This window comes from Chryseobacterium sp. MYb264, from assembly GCF_035974275.1.
Lineage (GTDB): Bacteria > Bacteroidota > Bacteroidia > Flavobacteriales > Weeksellaceae > Chryseobacterium.
The window spans coordinates 1,708,424-1,728,162 of sequence record NZ_CP142422.1; the positions used below are offsets into that span (position 1 = coordinate 1,708,424).

Sequence of the window (19,739 nt, forward strand, 5' to 3'; positions counted from 1 at the left end):
TTATCAAAAATACGACTCAAAAGATCGATATGAAGATCATCTTTACGAAAAATAAACCGCAGGGAACGAGTGTAGAATTAATCATAAAACCTTAAAAATTCCAATGGTTAAAAAAATAATAATTGCCGATGATCATCCCGTTGTAAGAACGGGTACAAAACTAATTCTACAGTCGAATGATAAAGAGCTGACGATAGATCAGGTTTCCAATTATACTCATCTTATCAATCAGCTTCATAAAAATGAATATGATTTGGTTTTGTTGGATATTAATATGCCCGGAAGCATCAACAGAATGATGATTACCGAGATAAAAGACATTCAAAAAGATATCAAAATTATGGTGTATACCGCCTACGATCAGGATATTGCCATGCAGTATATTTCAAATGGTGCGGACGGCTATCTTAATAAAAACTCCTCAGAAAAAGACATCATTAATTCCATAAAGCATATTTTTGAATATGGATATTTTTATCCTTCAGAGATTGTAAAAAGACTCGCGGAGAACCCCAATCCTATTGAAAAATTATCCAAAAGAGAAGGGCAGATTTTTAAGCTGATCGCAGAAGGATACGGAAATCTCGAAATTATGAATCAACTGAAACTTCAATCTTCAACGGTAAGCACCCATAAAAAAAGAATTTTTGAAAAGCTGGAGGTCGATAATATTTCTGATTTGATCAAAATATATGAGAAATTGCATTGATGCCATATCATGTCGTCTGAGAAATCTGATGAATGAGTGGGAAGATGGAAACGGAAAGTTCGAAAACATTAAAAAAAGATAAAAACACTGTAAAATTAATCTTTACAGTGTTTTTTTATTATTCCAATGAATGTTTAACTATTTAGTCATTCCTTAAAAACCAAGTAATATTTTGATTATCAGTTTTATGCACTTATATTTCGTAAAAAATCGTTGTAAAAAATTGCAATAAATTGTATTTTTAGGATATAAAAAGTGGCAAAATGTTAGGCAAAATAAGAGAGGATTTACAGCAGAATTTATTCAAGACCAGGCTTACGGAGCTTATTAATATGGAGCATCCGGTGGTAAAATTAGCTGGGGAGATTTCCTGGGATAAAATGGAGTCAGAGTTTGAGAAATTATTTTCAGAAAACGGAAGACCTTCTATTGCTATCCGTAAAATAGCAGGAATGCTTTTGCTCAAGGAAATGTTTAAAGAAAGTGATGAAAGTGTAATAGAGAGATGGATTGAGAATGCGTATTGGCAATATTTTACCGGAGAAACCTTTTTCCAGACAGAGCAGCCTTTCGATCCGAGCAATTTTGTACACTTCAGAAAAAGAATTGGAGATAAGGGTTTGGAATTTCTTTTGGGACAAAGCGTTTCTCTCCATCCCAAAGCCAAAACAGAAGATGAAGTTCAGGTAGATACGACGGTTCAGGAGAAGAACATTACCTTTCCTACCGATGCCAAATTAGCAAAAAAAGTAATCGACAATTGTAGAAAAATAGCAGAAAAAGAGAGCGTTGTACAAAGACAAAGCTACAGAAGAGTGAGCAAACAATTATTGCGGGACGCTTTTTTTGGACATCATCCCAGAAGACAGAAGAAGGCAAAAATGGCGAGGAAAAAGCTCAGGACGATTGGTAAAAGAGTTCTTCGGGAATTGGAAAGAAAACTTCCTAAAGATGTTTTGAAAGGCTACGAAGACGTTTTTAAAATTTACCTTAAAGCACTCACCCAAGAACGTACCACGAAAGATAAAATTTACAGTCTTCACGAGCCACAAGTTGCGTGTATTGCGAAAGGAAAATCGGGAAAAGCATACGAGTTTGGGACAAAAGTAGCAGTAGTAAGAGGTCGGAAAACAGGGATCATCAGCTCGGTAAAGAGATTTTCTGGCAATCCTCACGATAGTAAAACTCTTGAAGAATCATTGGCACAGAGTGAGAGGGTAAGAAAATCCGTTGGCGGAACAAGACCTACGAAAGCCACTACAGACAGAGGATTTAAAGGAATCAAAGAAGTGGAAGGAACAGCAATTTTGCTTCCCGCAAAAAAAGAAAAAACAAAATATGGGCAACAAGTAGCCAGATTAAGATTCCGGGCAAGAGCAGCCATAGAACCTTGTATCTCTCATTTAAAAAGAAACCACTCCTTAGGATTAAACTTCCTGAAAGGAGTGGCTGGAGATATTAATAATGCATTATTAGCAGGGATTGGATACAATTTGAAGATGAGATTGAATCAAATCAAACAACAAATTCTTCTTTGGCTCGAACTTGTTCTCCGAATCTTTTTAGGCAAATATAATTTTCAAAGTCAAAAAACAGCTTTTTAAGGAGCGACTATTTAAATTCTCATTTTAATACATCTTATTTTCTGCATATTTATAAACTGTACTATCATCCCAAACGAATAACTGAATGGAAGTAAATGGTTGAATTTTATATGAAAAACCGGCGCTCCTGATCGCAAATTCCTGAGCATAACTGTCATTCGCATTTAGGACCAGTATACGCTGTCCCTTAAAGCATCTTCTCAACAGAAAAGGAGTTCCGGGGTCGGTACATCGGATGACGAGCATCCTGTTATCAGAATTATAATCATACACTCCCGGCTGCTGTTCAATCATCCGGTGAGATAACCTCATCCTGTACTCTTCATTGGTAATTTCATCATCCAGGAAAGCTAAATTTCCATCGGGAATAAATAAGGTATTTGGTTTTTCCTCCTCTGATTTGAAATTCTTAGTCGCCTTTACAGAGCCTGAAACATTGATTTTATCAGCATCATTAGCTGTGGTACCAACCCCAATGTTCTGGCTTTTGATATGAAAATTAATACCTTCCCAACTCTTAAACCTACTTGAATATTTATAATATTCTTCCTGCAATGCTGCTAAATAGAATTCGTTATTTTCATCATAGATACCGGAATCTTCGCCAAAATATTCATCTACAATAATCAATCTGTTATTTGTATTATTTGTAAATATCTGATTGACAACAATCCCGTTGCTGGACATAGAGTTCCAGTTGTTGATCATTGAAGGAGTAAGATTACCTTCATCCCAGATTACATTTCCCTTAAATGTAGGCCTCGATCTTAAATGGTTCACAGTTCCTTCATTATTGATCGTCAGGGCGATCTGAGGTCCCGTACCAAAACTATTCGTCGTTGCAAAAGCCATTGAAGTGCCATCGATATCATTACTTCTTGCGTAGATGCCTGCTTGTGTCCCGCTGTTGGAGAAAAAACCTATAGATGCCGTGTACTGATTAGTGAAATCTGATCCACTTCCGGTTTCTACTAAGAAAGAATAATCAGTTGCTGTAGCCGTATTTCCCCAGCCTGTACCTGTATTTTTTGACCTTCCTTTAATAACTTTAAGTCCGGTAATGTCCTGTTGACTGTCAAGATTCACAAACTTACCGGCAGACCAGTTTTGGGTCGCTAAAAATCTATACTGACCACTCGTAGTATAAATATAAGGAGTGTCATCAATATTACCACCAGAAAACCCTAATGACTGAGCACCTTGCCACGCATTTATCTTTGTTTCAGGTGCAAAATTTGCCTGATCCCAAACCTGTATCCAATCTGATACTTTACCCCCTTCCATTTTCCTGTAATGAAGAGAGTTATTTCCTGTCATCTGGACCGCAATTTCTGTATAATATCCTGCTGAATTTGAATGTAGCATCTTAATTCTGTGGTACCAATGTTCAGTAGGATTGCCTTGCGATTTTCCTGAACTGTTAAGTATACCATGTACATCACCATAAGTAGCTTCCTGAAGATATACATCTCCCGCAGAATTCAATGTTCTTCCGGGTATATAAGGATTTGTCACCAAAGCTCTCGACGCATTTTCCCAAGCCCCACTAGCATTAGAACCCGCTCTTAGCGCATAATTTTGTGCTAAAAAGTCGTGCGTAGCTATAGGCACATATGTTCCGTTAGTATGAATAAAGTAAGGCGTTCTTGATGCTGAACCACTATCAAAAGCCAATCCCACCACATTATCAGAATTGGTTACTTTAGTATTGGGATTAAAATTTCCATTATGCCAAACTGTATTATTATTAATCGTTACATCCCCCCCATAAGGCTGAAGATTTAATCGGTAGGCCACATTATTTCCATCAAACCGCTGTTGCTGGATGTAAGCTTCACCAGAGCCTTCGACCCAAAATGCCATCCCATAATTGGGAGAGTTAGCATCATTGCTGTTCCCCAGTAATAATTTATAATGAGTTCCTGTAGTACCGGCATTACCACTTCCAATTGAATCCGGGCTATTTACAGTCATTACCTGTCTGGCTATTGTAGAACCATCATTTTTGATAAAGAATTTATAGTCATTTCCATCTCCGAAATGAAAACCTATACCTTCGCCCGAAGGATGAAATCCTCCCTGATAATAAGACATACCGTGATTCTCTGAATTGGCAAAAGACCAAATTCTGTTTCTTTGATCAGCTTTCCAGTATCTGTTCTGGAACCCTTCATCAGACTGTACAAAACCTTTTGCATGGATACCATTCGGAGGTATATAATTCTTATCATAGTAGTGATCCGATGTTAACAATCCTCCAGACAATATTCGCTGAGCGCTCATTCCGGGGGTAAAGATTCCAATTTCCCGATCAGATTCCAACCCCCAATACGCTCCTCCTACATTTTTCTTCTCCCAAAAGGCATTTTCAGAAATCAGTTCTTCTTTGGTCAGTAAATGTTTTAAATTGATTTGTACTCTTTTGGTACCACCGGGATCTGCATAATCTGAAATAGCGGTCACTCTGTTTTTTCCTTGGTCTAAGCCTCCATATCCTACAGTCAATTTTACATCAAACCCCTGCCAGTATCCCAGCCTTGGAAACCAGAAAGCTAATTTTCCATTAAAGTTTAAAGCAATGATATAATTAAAGTAAAATAAAGTAGAATATCCGCCTTCAGAAATGATAGTGCCATTGTAAATATAACCTTGCAATTTAAGATCTAAAGGTAAATAATTACCACTACCGTACATATTTCCCTTCATTTCCAAAAGGAACTGATCTCCGTTGGTGGCTGAATAGTCTACATCAGTTTCAATAAAGGTACCTTCTTCAAAATTTCTTGAAGAATGAATATAGGAGTCTTCTTTTTTTCTGGCATCATAATCACCACCGCCGCCTGTTAAAAACAGGTTATCGGAAGAACCATTCTTTCTGAACCCTGCGGCTTTTACATGGTCGTAATGATTACTTGCTCCCACTCCGAAATGAAACCCATCATTTCTCAATGTTAAGGTAGAAGAAATATAGCCCGTTTTCCAGAATGTGATCCCTGGTTCTGAATTATTATCACCTCTCACCCATAATTTATTGGCAAATTCGTCGGATGAGCCCACACTCATAAAGGATTTCTGACCATATACAAATTGACCTGTACTTAAGGTCATTACATCCAAATCAGCAATGATCTCCTCTTTTGTTCTTTGAGATATTTTATTTGTGGATGGGTTCCATACCAGCACAGAACCTGAGTCATTCGGAACCTTTTTTACAATAATCTCACCCTCCACAGTGATGTGATTATTAAAATATTCAGCGGCAATCATTAGTCTAGTCTTGCGGTTAAGGTAATTATATAGTCATCGAGCTTAGGCGCCTGTAAAACGTCTATCCTTACTTCATCATCTGAGATGGATACACAACTTACATTAATTCTGATATTCTCGGATTTGCTATAGCATGTATAGTCAATGCTTCTGGTATTCCAATAATGTCCTAATGTGAAGCTGACAGAATTACCATTTCCAAGAATGAACGTGGAAGATTTAAATCTGGCATCCAATACTGCTTTTGTAGATCTTGGGGTCATGGCTTTCTCAGCATCTGTTCCCCCAATCGCTTCATTATCCGTAGCAATCTGGATCAGCCCTTTCACCGCCTCGGTAGCATCCACAATATCAGGAATTCCTTTTTCTATGATCTGATAATTTTTAGGAATATTAGAAGCATTATCTGTATTGGCAATCAGGTGGTCTCCCACAGAAACAGGTTCATCTCCCACCCAGCCGTTAGAGGTAATAACCCACACCATTCCTGTTTTAATAATGGCAGAAGTAATGGGTGACCCGGCAATCATAGAGCCTTTCGTTGTTGCAGGAACATAGCCTCCCGGCTGATAGATCAATGCACCCGTAAGGTTTTGCCCGATTAAATTTTCAATATAGGTTCTGATCTTGTTGGATGACCATGTGAACGTACCCGACTGGGTGGCATCATTCAGGAAAATAGAAACAATATCCGCATTGGTAAGATTTCGGCCTGCTACTTTGATTAAATGGCCTGAACTGTTGGTGAGGATCTGACTTAGCATTAAAAGTCCGCTGGTCTGCTCAGTCTGAAAAGGATTATTGGTAAGTGGATAATCCGGATGTTCATAATTTTTAGCCAAATTGACCCATTCCGTTCCGTTCCACTGGTGCAGTTCCCTTTTATAATCAATGACCCAGCCCGCCGGAGCATTACTTGTATCTGGGAATGTTTCAAAATAATGAAATCTGGTGCGTTGCAGTTCTCCGAAAAAATTGTCCTGATTGGCGTTATTGCTTATTATTGCATTTGTATTCATAGCTTTTATTTTATGGTTTAACTTTTAAAATGAGAATATTGATGGGGTTAGTAAGCTGCCCCACCATTTTAATTTCTATGGTTTGAGTGGTTGCATAGTCATCAACATTTATTTTTTTACCGGTAACACTGTCCCTGGCCTGGATAATGACGTGCTCCGTTTCAAGGATATTTGGAAATACTGCACTTTCCGTGATCCGCACCATCGCGCTTGTCAGCGTTTGTGAGATTATCATTACCTTATCATAGATTTGCTTATTGAATTCCTGCTGTTTCTGTGGGCTTCCGAGCCCCTCATAATCATTCAGTAGCTTTACTTTGCTTTCATTGGTTTCTCCGGCGACGGCCTTTAAGGCCTCAATATCCTCACGGCTTTTTTTAATGAAATCCACTATTTCCTGAAGTTCGTCTAAAGACAGATCATTGGATAAAAGAAGCTCTCTAATTGTATCTATTGCTGATAAAAGGTCTTTATCTGCATTTTTCAGAGTATTCACAAAATCATCGACCTGTATTTTGGTATAGACATTGCCCAACGTGTCGGAGCTGTCAATGATTCCTGTATGGTGGATTCCAAGCCTGGTTTTCCATTGATCTATATCGGCTGGTGTCAGATTCCCTGCATTCAGCAAAGCCAGATATTCAGCATGAGCTTCCGGATCTTCTAAATGCCTCTGAAGTGCCTCTGCACTGATAAATAGTTCAAAGATTTCTTCAAGTCCTTCAATGCTTTCTCTTGGGATTAAATCATTCTTATGGTAAAAAGCTGAAAAGGTTGCTTGAAATTGGGCTTGGGTCGGAAAATCTCCAGTTTTAAACCAACTGAAAATGGTATCTATTGGTGTATTCATTTGATGTGTGAAAATTAGTTTTTGAAAAAATTGATAATTCGGGCAGGATACAACTTCCTGGTAACGGCAGCTTTCATATAATGCTCATAGGATCTCTGCAGACTTTTCCATTAAAGAAATTCTTGGAACTTCAGAGTGCGGATAAATGACCTGCTGCTTTTTCCGCAGAAATAAGAACGGTCGCAAATTTCGTATCTCTTAAGCATTTACAAAAGTTTTCACTGCTCTTCATTCCGTAGCTTCAGCAGAGACCGCATCATCTGCTTTAGTCTTTTAAACACGGCCACCGTTAGTACAGATATTCAGGTTAATCATACTGACTTTATGTAGGTGATCTTTATCTGAAACTGGATATCCCGGCTTTATCCTTTCAATATTCAAATTTCATTTTTTTTTAATTCACAGGAAAATTTTTGGCCCTCTCCTTTCTGTAGTTGCAGTCGAAGGTCTTTTATCGAAATTCACAGTAAATCCGGATCACCCCGAAGAAAATGATTACATCACAAAATAGGAAAGGCCTGAACTCAAAACATCTTCCCGGTATATGGATATGGACATTGAATGTGGGGTGTACAGAATTCAGGATGATTGGCAGGCATTCTTAAAGTGTATAAACCCGTCTCAACAAATCGTAAAAAACCCTATCCAGGTCGATATAAAAAATAAGTGTATACCCTATTATAATTTGCGAAAAGGATTATCTTTATTTCCAAAGCACAAGGAAATATATTGTAACAAATTCCGATTTCTCAGGGTGAAAAATAGTTAAAATCTTCTTAAATTTTTATCTCAGAAAGCATATATTCATTTTTAGACTATTTTATTGAGTATTTTAGCATTGGATAAAAATGCGTAAAGATCTTTATGAAAAATATTTTCTTTTTACTTCTCATTTCAGCAGCACAGCCGTTACTTTCCCAGACTAAACTTGAAAAAGCAATTACTGATCTTGAGAATAATTATGAGCAGGAAAAGGTATATATTCTTACCGATAAACCACAATATGTGGCCGGTGACCAGATATGGTTTAAGAGTTTTGTATTTGACGGATACAACCGGTCTGCCCTGTCGACGACATTATTTGTAGAATTGTACAATTCTGATAAAAAATTAATCGACTGGAAAACCATACTTCTTACCAACGGTGAAGGAAGTGGTGATTTTAAACTTAAAGAAGGGCTTCCGGAACAGGTTTATTTCCTAAGGGCATACACTCCTTACATGACGAACTTTCCTACAGATTTCCAGATTGTTAAAACGATCCCTATTTATAATCCCAACTCGCCTGAAACATTAGAACTCGCCAAAAGTAATGACTGGACGGCCAAGGCTTTTCCTGAGGGAGGTAACTTCATTAACGGTATTTCTACAAAATTTGCGGTACGATTATCCAGCAATACAAATCTCCCGGAAAGCTGGAGCGGTAAAATTGTAGATGCACAAAATCCTAATACCCCCATTACCACCTTTACATCATTTGATAAAAATGTGGCATCTTTCAGAATGACCCCTAGTTCTGGGAAAAGATATCAGGCTATCATCCAGGATCAGTCCGGAAAAAAGCAGACCATAGATTTACCTGAAGTAGCAAACAGCGGTCTGAGTTTAGAAGTGGTAAGTTCTAAGGAAGGCATTAAATACAGCCTGAAAGGAGTCAATTTAAAACAGCAGCTTCAGAATTATAAAATTGTAGGTACCATTAATAATCATTTAGCGTATAAAGCCAATATCAATCAACTCATTAATGAGGCATCCAGTCTTATTCCTACAAAAATCAGCAACGGAAACAATGCTATTTTTCAGCTGGCAATCTTTGATGATCAGGACAATCTGGTTGCCCAAAGACTTTGTTTTATAAAGCCTAATGATCTGAAGATTGAAAAAGCAGAAATTATTGGTCGAGATCTGAAGCAAAAACCTAGATCTTTCAACAGTATAGATCTTTCTCCTGAATCGTATTTTAAAAATTATACGGTTTTGGTAAGCGAGGAAGATGGCAACAATAGTCCTGAGGAAGAAAACCTCTTAAGTGGCCTCTGGCTAACCGGAGATTTTAATTCAAGAATAGACAGACCGGCACAGTATTTCTCTACAAATGCAAACAGCGAAGCGTTAGACGCCTTACTTATTTCCGAAAACTGGAAAAGATTCGACTGGCGTACGGTGCTGAGCGGAATTTCGCCGACAATAAAAAATAATACCCAGAAATTTCTTTCTTACAGAATTAAACCTGTTAAAAACAATGCTCTTATCAAGGATGCAACCGTAAATTTGTCATTGAAACTAGGAGAAAACCAGCCCACAATAAATTCATTTAAAACGGATCAAAATGGTTATGTCTATTTAAATAACCTCAACTTTAATGATCCCCTGCTGGTTTCTCTGTTCGTGAATGCAGAAAATGAGAAGGATTCAGGTCAGGACAACCTGTACGTCACGGCAGAACCTCTGGTAAATCCTGTACCTTTTACAGGTAATTTCCCGACTACCAAATATACCTTGGTTCCGATTTCCGGAAACAGGAAACCTTCGGCAGCCATCTCCAGAGCACTTAACACTCAGAAGAATATGAAAAGTACAGAGCATGTGGATGGACAGATTGAAGAAGTAAAAATTGTAGGAAAAAAGGCAGATCCCAAAGAAGAACTGGATAAACAGCTGTCTACGGGAATGTTCTCCTCTATGAATTCCACGATATTTGATTTTGTAAATGAAGATCAGCATGCAGAAGGATCCGTTAATATCCTGGACTGGCTGCAGGGAAGAGCCGCAGGATTAACTTTTCAAAAAAATAATTCCGGGGTTAGCGTTCCCTATATCCGAGGTCAGCAGGCGAAACTCTATCTGGATGAAATACAAACCGATCCTTCTATGATTGCAAGTCTTCCGCCGACCAATATTGCGATGGTAAAAATTTTAAAAGGCGCAGGATTAATAGGTGATGCAGTTGCTATTTATACCCTGAAAGGCAATATGAAATCCAAAACCAATGAAAAAGAGGCTCCAAGAAATAATTCAACAACAATAAAAGGATATGATAAACCTTCAGAATTTCCTCTGGAAATGCTGGATAGTGACGATTCTCCAAAAACAATAGAAAACGATACCCGTGAGACCCTTTACTGGAATCCTAATTTATTCGACAGTGACTACGTTCCGCCAAGAATTAAATTTTATAACAACGATACTGCAAAACAGTATAAAGTATTGATCATAAGCTTTGATGAAGACGATAATCTGCTGTATGATCAGCTGGTCTTAAAGTAAAAAAGAGAATTGGAATATTTATTCAGACAACATAGAAATCCTTGCCATTGCGTGAGGATTTCCTATTTTAGTACCGAAATTCATTTAGAGCCTTTTTAAAATTTTGCCGAAATATGTATTCTGGAATTATACTTTATTTAATCCAATAAAGTTTTTTTGGATCAGTTTCAACACTTGGGGAGAAATTGTTCAGGTGTATTTTTTGCCACGGATGCACGAATTTTTTTATTTCCCAAAGATTGATAGGGTTTTCGTGAGTGGGGCTGTTTCTGTTGGTTTTTCGCAAAGTCGCAAAGATATTTTTAATGCCTGATGTTTTTAAGACGCAAGGATTTTATGTTTGATAAAATTGAGGGCTGCATATTGTGGCCACGAATGCACGAATTTTTTATTTCCAAAAGATCGCGCAGATTTTTACAGATGTTGCTCTCCTTGTTGGTTTTTCGCAAAGGTGCAAAGATATTTTTAATGCCTGATGTTTTTAAGGCGCAAGGATTTTATCTTTGATAAAATTGAGGGCTGCATATTGTGGCCACGAATGCACGAATTTTATTTCCCGCAGATCGCCACACAGATTTTCCACAGATAAATCGTTGATTTTCTTTGTTTAACCTTTGCGGTCTTTTATAGGGAGAACAGTCTGGTGAGATTTAAAACGGGAGTTGTCAAAAAACTTGGGGTGGTTTCGGGTTCAATATATAAAGTGTAAGAAAAAGAATCTGCATCATTTGAAAAATCTGCGAGAGCAAAAAATTTCACCTTACATAATCTAAACTTTTCTGCCTAGTTCCCAACTTTTGTATTTGATCCGTTTTTTTTAATCTAAAGTTTGCATAAAAAAATCTTCAGTCAAAAACTAAGGATCAATCGTGAAAATATAATGGTGTACTTTTTTAGTATAAAATCCCCACTATAAAGTGAGGATTTTAATTTCATTTAATATGGTGTGTGATTTGGTATTTGTCATTATTCAATAGCCATGCCAGTTTTCAGCAATTTGCTATAAAATTGGACTTTTGTGGTATCTAATTTAACAATTACTAGACATTTAAGAATTTTTATTTGCTCATTTTAAAATGGTAGAACCCCTTAATAAGAAAAACAATTTCCTACACTCATATTTTCCTGAATAATTCTTCCCTTCTCATTCATATAATATCTTGCGCTGCTTCTTGGCTCTATAGGAAACTTATACCCTCTGTGTTCCACAATAAATACCGCTTTATTTTTACTTATATTCATAATGGTTACTTCCTGAAATTCCAACATGTCATCCGTAATTATTTCTCCTCCATCAGGTAAGGTTAATTTTACAATTCTACTTTTAGAATTATAAAAATTATAGGTACCAGGTAACTCTCTATCATAAGGTCTAAAACGAATATTTCCATCTTCTAAAGCAATCTCCTCGGGTAAATTATACAGACTACCGTTGCCTCCGAATACATCGCTTCCATTGCTAGATTCACTATTAATCCCATAAGCAATTCTGATGGTACCATTAAAATAATGATTGTGTGACGGCGTCGGCGAAACTCCTCCGTAGCCCATGTGGCCGGTACCCATATCAATCACTACCCCGCCAGAACCGTTGTAGTGGCTTCCAAGCTTGATCATATTGCCTTCTTTACCGGCAATATGCATATTATTCGGCTTGTCAAACAATCCTTCAGCCTCACCGTTATACATATCCGCCATCATTAATGCACTAGCTGAAAATGGTTCATTTATTGAAATAAATCCGGCAGCAACATTATTAAGCTGGTATAAATTAACAGCATGATTACCTAATGTAGCAAAAGGGATAACCGGACTTTGTGTAAATGTTTTTGTACCATTTACTGTTTCAGCTCCGCTTTTACTTACAAACTGATTAAGCGCTTCGTTCTTTGTATAGTAATTTGATAAATTGGAAGCTGAAATGTACCCTGCAGTGGCGTGATTTCCCCAATTAAATGCGGTATTCCAGTTATTGATATTTGTTTGTGAAAAATCTTTACTAGCCCATAATTTATTAAATGTTTGCCAACTTTTATTATAAACCTGAAAAAACATATTTTCACCAGATTGAACCAACCTGTAAGCCGCATTATTATTACCGGAGTCATCAGCATAGGGCACAAAAGTCATAGATGAAGCATATGTACTCTGCCCCCCACTTGTTAAACCTAATGCCGATGATTGTTTGAAATCAAACCAAACTCCAAATTGTAAATTTGTAGAAGGCAAAGGATTCGTGCTTCGGGTATCTTTAACCAAAATAGAATTTCGATCTCCTCCCCACAGACCTATATTTGGAGCATCTGTAATCCCATACCCTGCAACGGACGTAGGAGTTCCTGTTAACTGAGACCAAGTATGCGTATGGACGGCTGGTGCTGCACCAATTTCCGCCAAAGACCATGATTGGTTTCCCGAGCCATTGAGTGTTTTTCCAGTATTTCCTATTATTAAAGTTCTGGTGGCTCCCCAATACGTAGTTTCAACATTAGCCAGATCATTAATCGCAGTACCATTAATCATGGTGGTTTTAGGAACATACTTTTTTGCATCTTCAGAATCAAGCAGACGTCTCCATGTAATGCTACCATCTGGCGTACTATACCAAGTTTTATAATAAATTCCTTGATTTACTGAAGTAGGAGCAAATAAGGTGAATCCTAAATTTTTAGAGGTTTGAGTACCATCCCCATAACCACTAAAATTTGCAAAAGTACCTTCAATTGTTTTATTAGAAAGATCGCCATCAAAATTATTACCAGAATTACCTACTGAAATATATTGTGCTCCATTTGCAATTAATTGATTCTGATTATTTACTGATGGACCATTAGTTCTCCAACTAAACCGATAAGCGTCATTCCACTGCTGTGAATTGCCATATGTTGTGGTAAAAATACAGTTATCCTTAACATATACATTAGCATTCCCCAATTCTACTCTGAGGCCTTCAATTGAAGTCGTTAACTGGGGATTTCCGAAATAAGCATAATCATTAACAGAATTAATCAATTGCTTATTTGCTGTCGACAATAAATCGTTACTAATTCCTGACGTTTTATGAACTTCATTTTCCAGTTGAATTCTCTTATTGGGTACTTTAACCCCATTACTATCATTACCCGTTAAGTAAACATCAGATCCCGAATAACTGAATGCCAATGCACTGTAATAAGCGCCATTACCAACAGATGGATGAGCCACACCTATCATCATGGATCCCCATCCATTTTCGCCGTTAGGTCTATAAAATCCTGATTTTATAGGCTTAAATGAATTTGTAGCCAATCCAATATCTGGAGAATATGAATCTATCGTTCCCCTTGCATTACCTAGCGAATAAATAAAACCATTATTATCCGCATAAGATTTTGTCAGAAAATTTTGAACATCCAAACTTTCAACACTCCCATCCGCCTTCAGAAATTGATTTGCCGTGCCTCCGACTACCTTATATCCTTTGCTGCTGTTATAATATGCGTATTTTATATCCATTTTAAATATCTTTACGGGTTACTGTTACAGATACAGTATTTGGTAAAGCAGAATCAAATTCAATATCTATTTTACTGATATCGGTTAACTTTATCCTTCCATAGACTTTATAAAGAGTTACCGTATCATACATTTCCACATCAATATTTCTGGAGCCCAGATTGTGAATTACAGTTGACGTTCCGGAAATCGTGGTACTGTATGATTTTATGGCATTCGTACCTGATGTTACTCTACCTTTAGCATCCACCGTCACCTGATCATAAGTTCCTGCTGTCACTCCTGTTGCCGCTAAAGCTAGGGCGCCGGTAACATTTTGTGAGCCGTCAAAAGTTGTTGTCCATGTTGCATCACCTGTGGCAGAAATCGTTCTGGCCGTTGTGAGTTTAGCCGCTGAACCTGTGGTGTTAATGGCGGCAGTACCGGTCAGTAAGGTTGCAGGGACAGCCGTTACAGGGATGAGAACATTTCCTGAACCGTCAATGCTCTGTGTTGTAGCCGTTACCCCGGAAAGGGTGATCGTTCGCGGGGTAGTCCATTTTGAAGCAGAAAGAACGTTTTTAGCTGCATCAGCAGTATTGTCTGCATTTCCTAAACCTACATGAGATTTATTCAGAACGACAACTCCCGTTAATCCATTCACGGAATCTACGGCTCCTGATGTGATGTATACGAATGTACTTCCGCTCCATCGGTATGTTTTATTCGTATCAAGAGAGATATAGATTTTACCCGTTTCCGTTGGAATAAGGTTAGTATACGCTGCTTCTTTGTAAAATTTACCGTCAGCCGCTTTATAGTACCCCTCTAAAACATCGTCCACATAAGATGGCAATTGGGCAGAAGGCACCTGTCCGGCCGCATCCAGCGTCGCCACACCATTGGCTGCCCCTTTTTGTGATAACGGGACATAATTGTTCAAATCTGTTGCTGTAGGCATAGATCCCAAAGACACCGTGATTCCATTTGCCGTCTGACTGATTGCGGTAACGACATTCCCTGTTCCAGATGTGGTAACAGGTAGAGAGAAGCTCGTTCCCGATAAGGTAAGACCATTCCCTGCACTGTATGTCGTATCGGTAGAAGCCAGTGTAATGGTATTTCCGGTCTGGGTAACCGTTACATTGGTTCCCGCAGCAAGCGTGACATCACCGGATACTAAGGAGCCTGATGCTCCGCCCTTCAATCGGGTGATGGTGTCTGTCGTTGTAAATGATCGATTTGCCGAAAGATCATAAGAGGTTCCGTTAATGGTTAATGTTCTTGTTTTAGGCACATAATCAGACGGATTTAAGTTTCCATCATGCCAAAAAGTGCTGATGGCCCGGGTTCCTCCGCCGGCAGTTAAAATGTCACTGTCTGTTTTTCCTTCGATTTTGTATCCTACGGAACTGCGATAATAAGCGTATTTAATATCCATTTTTATATTTTTTTGATTGTTAACTGGATCATATTAGGGGGTAATGAGTCAAAGAGGACTTCAATAGAATTTCGGTCTATCCTCTTCACTTTAAGCGGCATCGTAAACATGGTTACCGTGTCGTAAGCATCTATAATAAAACTGAAAGTATTAAGATCATGCTTTATGACGACATCTTTTTTAACCATCTCTTCATGTACCACTTTTACGGCTCGAAGGTCTTCTTCGATATCCTGAATTTTATCATATACCGAATCATTAAATTCGTTTTGGTAAGAAAGCTTTCCCCAGTTTGAATAAACTCCTGTCAGCTTAATTTTGTCATCTGCACTGCCCTCAGCAAGTATATTTGTAAGGAATTCTATCTGTTGCCTGTTCTCTTTGATGTATACCACGATTTCCTGAAGGTCATCAAGATTAATGTCATCTGAGTTCAGTATTTGTGTAATTCTCTCAATACGTTCAAGTATTTCGTTATCTTTTATCCGAAGTCCGTTCGCTATTTCTTCGATCTGCGCTTTCGTATAGACATTTCCAATCTCTCCTAGCCCATCAATTGTTGCTGATAAATTGATCTTTAATTTTTCTCTCCATTCATTTACATTGGCCGTTGTAAGGTTGGAGGCATTCAGCCCGGCCAATACTGCGTTATGTGCATTTTCATCCTGTAAATGATGAAGAAAATTGGTATCAGAAGGCACTTCCTCTAGAGCTTCGCGTAAACCTTCCACCTCATCAATCTTTAATTTTTCCTCTACAAGACGGAATGAAGAAAAGGTCTGCTGAAACTGAGACTCTGTAGGCATATCACCTCTTTCAAACCAGCTGAATATCGTACTTAACGATACAGGTTTGAGTTCTTCTTTTGCTATCATAAATTATCTGTAAGTAATGGTTGCTGTAGCAGGGATTCCTGCATTACTAAGATCTAGACCTGACGGAGCGGAAACGGACTGAAGTGACGGAAGGTAAAATGCATTTACTCCTACAAATTTAACAGAGCTGGGAATGTACAGCTCCTTGACACTTGATCTATCTGAATTTATAAATGCATAGTCTTCAATAATTTCTAATCCTTTATTTAAAATAATTTCCTCCAAACCATCTGAACCATTTATACCGTTCATTTGATAGGCAAAAGCTGAATTTCTGATGACCTTTAATGTTGATGGAGTTTTAATAACTTTAATATTCTGACTATTAAAAGCTGATGATTCGATTTCTTCAAGCCCTTCATTGAAATTGACTTTCGTTATTTGATACGACATACCAGAATAAGTATATGAAGCTCTTAAAATTTTTTTAATATTTTTAGGAATAGAAAGTTCAATTGTAGATCCTAGCAAATTATCATTTAGAATAAATGGAATCACTTTTTCAATTCCTTCCAAAGAGTCCTGTGAAATTTTTTCCTCCTTATGCCAATAAGAATCCATCCATTCCCAAAATTCTTTCTGTGTGGGCCTATCTCCATTTTCAAAATTGAGTTTTAGTTCTTCTTTTGTGATCATAAATTTTATTTTTGATTAATTATTTTAAATTTTATTTGGAAAAGAACAGTTCGGCTTCTGCTTTTCTGCGCCTGATAAGGCCATTCAACACCTTACCTCCTGCAGTAATATATCTTGAAGTAAACCAATCTTTAATGATTTCAGATCCCGATTTTTTATTAATTAAAGCAAATAAAGTATCAGATCCGCCCGTATTATACGTATGAGAAACCAACGCATCAAACTGATTTTGAGTAAGCGCAACTTTTATTTTATTATTAACAATTTTTTCATAAGTCGGTAAAACAGCAGAAAATAATTCAGCACCTCTTTCTTTACTGATGGCGGCATCTTTCATTGTTACTTTTTTCCCTCCCGGATAATAGGTATTTCCATAGCCAATGGTGGGAATATTTGCGGAGTCCAGATAAGGCTTGGAACTGAAACCCTCGAATGACAAGATTAAATCGATACCTTTTTTTGATGTTTTCATTTTTTAAAATATTTATACGTGAAAAAGATGAGTATTAAAGTAATTCCCAGAATTGTAAAAAAAATCCAGGCAGTGATTTCAAATCCCTTTATTTTTACTTTTTTTGTTTCCTCGGAAACCACTGAATTCTTCTCCCAGACGGTATCTTTTGAGATTTTATGCTGAGCCATATCCTGAAAAATATTCACTGATTCTTCCCTATTACTTTCAGCCTTTTGACCTGATATTTTTTCATAATGGGTATTGATGATATATTCCGCATTTCCGGTAATAGAAATCTTTTGAATGGTATCCTTTCCAACCATATGATGAAAAATAAAGGGATTTGAGATCTCAGTTTTTCCTTCGATCAAAACATCTCCGGATACTTCATTTTTATTTTCATTGCTGGAAATATCGGTAAAATGGGTTTGAGCAGACACTCCCTGCTGTAAGCTCAAGGAATCAACTTTTATATTTTCTACCTGCTTTATATTTTCTCTGGAAATCGTTGTGATTTTATTTTTACTTCTGCAACAGCCGAGAATAAGGCCACTGAACAGAATCAGCAGCAGAATTTTTGTTTTCATACGCTTTATTTTTAAATTGATTAGGTGAAAAGACGATCACCAAAAGAGAGGTCATTCAATTCATAGAAATCAAACTCTTGCCTGGCTTTCGTCCATTTAAGTTTGGTGAAAAAGGTTTTCTAAGAGAAAATTTTATCTTCTTTTATGTACTCTTTTTTAATACTTTCCAGCAGCATGTCCATACTGACCTTGTACTCAGGATCCTGTAAAGCAATTGTCTTTAAGCTTACGTCCTGTATCACGTTCATAATATTAGATCCGGTAAGTTCGTATCGTTGGGCAATTTGCTCCAGATCAATATCTTCAAGCTGTAACTGTACGGGTAAATTATGCTGCCAGATACGCAGACGCTCCTCATGCCTTGGATTATTGAATTTTATACAGCTGTGGAAGCGTCGCGTAAAGGCTTTATCCATATTATTTTTGAAATTGGAAGCCAAAATGATGAGCCCAGTAAATGTTTCGATCCGCTGGAGAAGATAAGAAACTTCCTGATTGGCATATTTATCATGTGCATCCCTTACATTGGTTCGTTTGCCGAAAATAGCATCGGCCTCATCAAAAAACAAGATCCAGTTTTTATTTTCCGCTTTGTCAAATAATTTTGCCAGCTGTTTCTCTGTTTCCCCAATGTACTTTGAGACCAGCATCGAAACATCTACTCTGAAAACAGGGCGTTTCGTATATTTACCTAAAAGACTTGCCGCCAATGTTTTACCTGTCCCCGGATCACCAAAAAACAATACTCTGAAACCAGGCTTCAGCTTTTTCTGCATATCCCAGTCTTCCATCAATACCTGGCTGCTGTTGTACCATGCTTCAATACTCTGGAGCTCATTCATTGTGTTTTCAGGAAGTATCAAATCAGTCCATGATCTGCGGGTATGCAGCTGTTCAGCCGGGAAATCATTGCTCATTTTGGGTAATAATTCTGATCCGAAAACCATTCTGTTAAAGGCTTCCTGATGCACGCTCAACGGGCTGTTCATAGGAGTATGATCGTTTGCCGAACTCGAGAAAACAATCAGTTCATCTTTAACCAAAACCGAATCCGAACTGAAATAATCCAGTGCTTTCAGTCGTTCTGAAATACAGTCTCCGCCCAGAATATACTGAACCGTCTGAATAGTCGGATAAAAAAGCCTTCCATTATCATTGACCGAACAGAAATCAAACAGTATACTTTCGGGAAATTCCAAATATATACGTTTCAACAATGCAGGATCCAGTCTTGGCAGCAGAGCCATTAAAAGAATGACCACTTCCTGATGGTCAAGCCCTTTTTCGAAAATACAATCGCCTAATTGAAAGCCTTCATGGTTACTGGTTTTAAAATCGGGTGCTTCTGTATTAAAATCTTTTTCAGGGCTGTTGATACGCCAGGTGATAACGTTCTCTAAATGGGTAAATAATTTTTGTATATTTTTGGTTTCCATGGGTTATGAGTCTTTTTGAACAAAATTTATTTTTGACAATACATTTTGTTTCGTGATTTTTTGATGCCTTCCCTATCTGAAAGCATTGAATAATGAATTATTATAAATGAAATGCAGCTT

At 37.6% G+C, this 19,739-nt stretch carries 13 protein-coding genes; 3 read left to right on the plus strand and 10 right to left on the minus strand.

All coding sequences use genetic code 11. The features are described 5' to 3' along the window. The first annotated feature begins 103 nt into the window (after positions 1-103). Both VUJ46_RS07295 and VUJ46_RS07300 read left to right on the plus strand, forming a co-directional pair. The gene (locus VUJ46_RS07295) at positions 104-709 is read left to right on the plus strand and encodes a response regulator transcription factor (protein WP_326984330.1); all 606 of its coding nucleotides are present in this window, start codon (positions 104-106) and stop codon (positions 707-709) included. Positions 710-972: 263 nt separating this feature from the next. Then, complete coding sequence (locus tag VUJ46_RS07300; protein WP_326981209.1) at positions 973-2,313, plus strand: IS5 family transposase; 1,341 nt, start codon at positions 973-975, stop codon at positions 2,311-2,313. A gap of 24 nt (positions 2,314-2,337) precedes the next feature. Here the strand turns inward: VUJ46_RS07300 and VUJ46_RS07305 are convergent, their stop codons facing one another. The 3 genes from VUJ46_RS07305 to VUJ46_RS07315 are packed head-to-tail and all read right to left on the minus strand — an operon-like array spanning position 2,338 to position 7,449. Then, complete coding sequence (locus tag VUJ46_RS07305; protein WP_326984331.1) at positions 2,338-5,580, minus strand: hypothetical protein; 3,243 nt, start codon at positions 5,578-5,580, stop codon at positions 2,338-2,340. Then, positions 5,580-6,599 (minus strand): hypothetical protein, encoded by a 1,020-nt coding sequence (locus tag VUJ46_RS07310; RefSeq protein WP_326984332.1) that lies wholly within the window; start codon positions 6,597-6,599, stop codon positions 5,580-5,582. The genes VUJ46_RS07305 and VUJ46_RS07310 overlap by 1 nt, the downstream gene beginning before the upstream one ends. A 10-nt stretch (positions 6,600-6,609) precedes the next feature. Further along, positions 6,610-7,449 carry a hypothetical protein gene (locus VUJ46_RS07315; RefSeq protein WP_326984333.1) on the minus strand — a complete coding sequence of 280 codons (840 nt, stop codon included), beginning with the start codon at positions 7,447-7,449 and terminating at the stop codon, positions 6,610-6,612. Positions 7,450-8,313: 864 nt separating this feature from the next. Between VUJ46_RS07315 and VUJ46_RS07320 the strand changes: the two genes are divergently transcribed. Beyond that, complete coding sequence (locus VUJ46_RS07320) at positions 8,314-10,716, plus strand: hypothetical protein (protein WP_326984334.1); 2,403 nt, start codon at positions 8,314-8,316, stop codon at positions 10,714-10,716. A 1,089-nt stretch (positions 10,717-11,805) separates the two neighbouring features. Here the strand turns inward: VUJ46_RS07320 and VUJ46_RS07325 are convergent. From VUJ46_RS07325 to VUJ46_RS07355, 7 genes are all read right to left on the minus strand, one after another. Continuing rightward, a complete protein-coding gene (locus VUJ46_RS07325; protein ID WP_326984335.1) occupies positions 11,806-14,211 on the minus strand; it encodes a hypothetical protein in 2,406 nt (801 codons plus the stop codon). 1 nt (position 14,212) lies between these two features. Further along, positions 14,213-15,631 carry a hypothetical protein gene (locus VUJ46_RS07330; RefSeq protein WP_326984336.1) on the minus strand — a complete coding sequence of 473 codons (1,419 nt, stop codon included), beginning with the start codon at positions 15,629-15,631 and terminating at the stop codon, positions 14,213-14,215. A gap of 2 nt (positions 15,632-15,633) precedes the next feature. Beyond that, positions 15,634-16,506, minus strand: a complete 873-nt coding sequence (locus VUJ46_RS07335; RefSeq protein ID WP_326984337.1) for a hypothetical protein — start codon at positions 16,504-16,506, stop codon at positions 15,634-15,636. A 3-nt stretch (positions 16,507-16,509) separates the two neighbouring features. Beyond that, positions 16,510-17,142 carry a leucine-rich repeat domain-containing protein gene (locus tag VUJ46_RS07340; protein ID WP_326984338.1) on the minus strand — a complete coding sequence of 211 codons (633 nt, stop codon included), beginning with the start codon at positions 17,140-17,142 and terminating at the stop codon, positions 16,510-16,512. 31 nt (positions 17,143-17,173) lie between these two features. Then, positions 17,174-17,614 (minus strand): lysozyme, encoded by a 441-nt coding sequence (locus VUJ46_RS07345; RefSeq protein WP_326984339.1) that lies wholly within the window; start codon positions 17,612-17,614, stop codon positions 17,174-17,176. Then, positions 17,611-18,183, minus strand: coding sequence for a hypothetical protein (locus VUJ46_RS07350; protein WP_326984340.1), 573 nt, complete (start codon positions 18,181-18,183; stop codon positions 17,611-17,613). The genes VUJ46_RS07345 and VUJ46_RS07350 overlap by 4 nt, the downstream gene beginning before the upstream one ends. Before the next feature lie 119 nt (positions 18,184-18,302). Beyond that, positions 18,303-19,619, minus strand: a complete 1,317-nt coding sequence (locus VUJ46_RS07355) for an ATP-binding protein (RefSeq protein ID WP_326984341.1) — start codon at positions 19,617-19,619, stop codon at positions 18,303-18,305. Positions 19,620-19,739 lie beyond the last annotated feature (120 nt).

Excerpts from the sequence above, each read along its gene's own strand:
- VUJ46_RS07295 (WP_326984330.1), top strand. The coding sequence starts at position 104 with ATGGTTAAAAAAATAATAATTGCCGATGATCATCCCGTTGTAAGAACG.
- VUJ46_RS07300 (WP_326981209.1), top strand. The coding sequence starts at position 973 with ATGTTAGGCAAAATAAGAGAGGATTTACAGCAGAATTTATTCAAGACC.
- VUJ46_RS07305 (WP_326984331.1), bottom strand. The coding sequence starts at position 5,580 with ATGATTGCCGCTGAATATTTTAATAATCACATCACTGTGGAGGGTGAG.
- VUJ46_RS07310 (WP_326984332.1), bottom strand. The coding sequence starts at position 6,599 with ATGAATACAAATGCAATAATAAGCAATAACGCCAATCAGGACAATTTT.
- VUJ46_RS07315 (WP_326984333.1), bottom strand. The coding sequence starts at position 7,449 with ATGAATACACCAATAGATACCATTTTCAGTTGGTTTAAAACTGGAGAT.
- VUJ46_RS07320 (WP_326984334.1), top strand. The coding sequence starts at position 8,314 with ATGAAAAATATTTTCTTTTTACTTCTCATTTCAGCAGCACAGCCGTTA.
- VUJ46_RS07325 (WP_326984335.1), bottom strand. The coding sequence starts at position 14,211 with ATGGATATAAAATACGCATATTATAACAGCAGCAAAGGATATAAGGTA.
- VUJ46_RS07330 (WP_326984336.1), bottom strand. The coding sequence starts at position 15,631 with ATGGATATTAAATACGCTTATTATCGCAGTTCCGTAGGATACAAAATC.
- VUJ46_RS07335 (WP_326984337.1), bottom strand. The coding sequence starts at position 16,506 with ATGATAGCAAAAGAAGAACTCAAACCTGTATCGTTAAGTACGATATTC.
- VUJ46_RS07340 (WP_326984338.1), bottom strand. The coding sequence starts at position 17,142 with ATGATCACAAAAGAAGAACTAAAACTCAATTTTGAAAATGGAGATAGG.
- VUJ46_RS07345 (WP_326984339.1), bottom strand. The coding sequence starts at position 17,614 with ATGAAAACATCAAAAAAAGGTATCGATTTAATCTTGTCATTCGAGGGT.
- VUJ46_RS07350 (WP_326984340.1), bottom strand. The coding sequence starts at position 18,183 with ATGAAAACAAAAATTCTGCTGCTGATTCTGTTCAGTGGCCTTATTCTC.
- VUJ46_RS07355 (WP_326984341.1), bottom strand. The coding sequence starts at position 19,619 with ATGGAAACCAAAAATATACAAAAATTATTTACCCATTTAGAGAACGTT.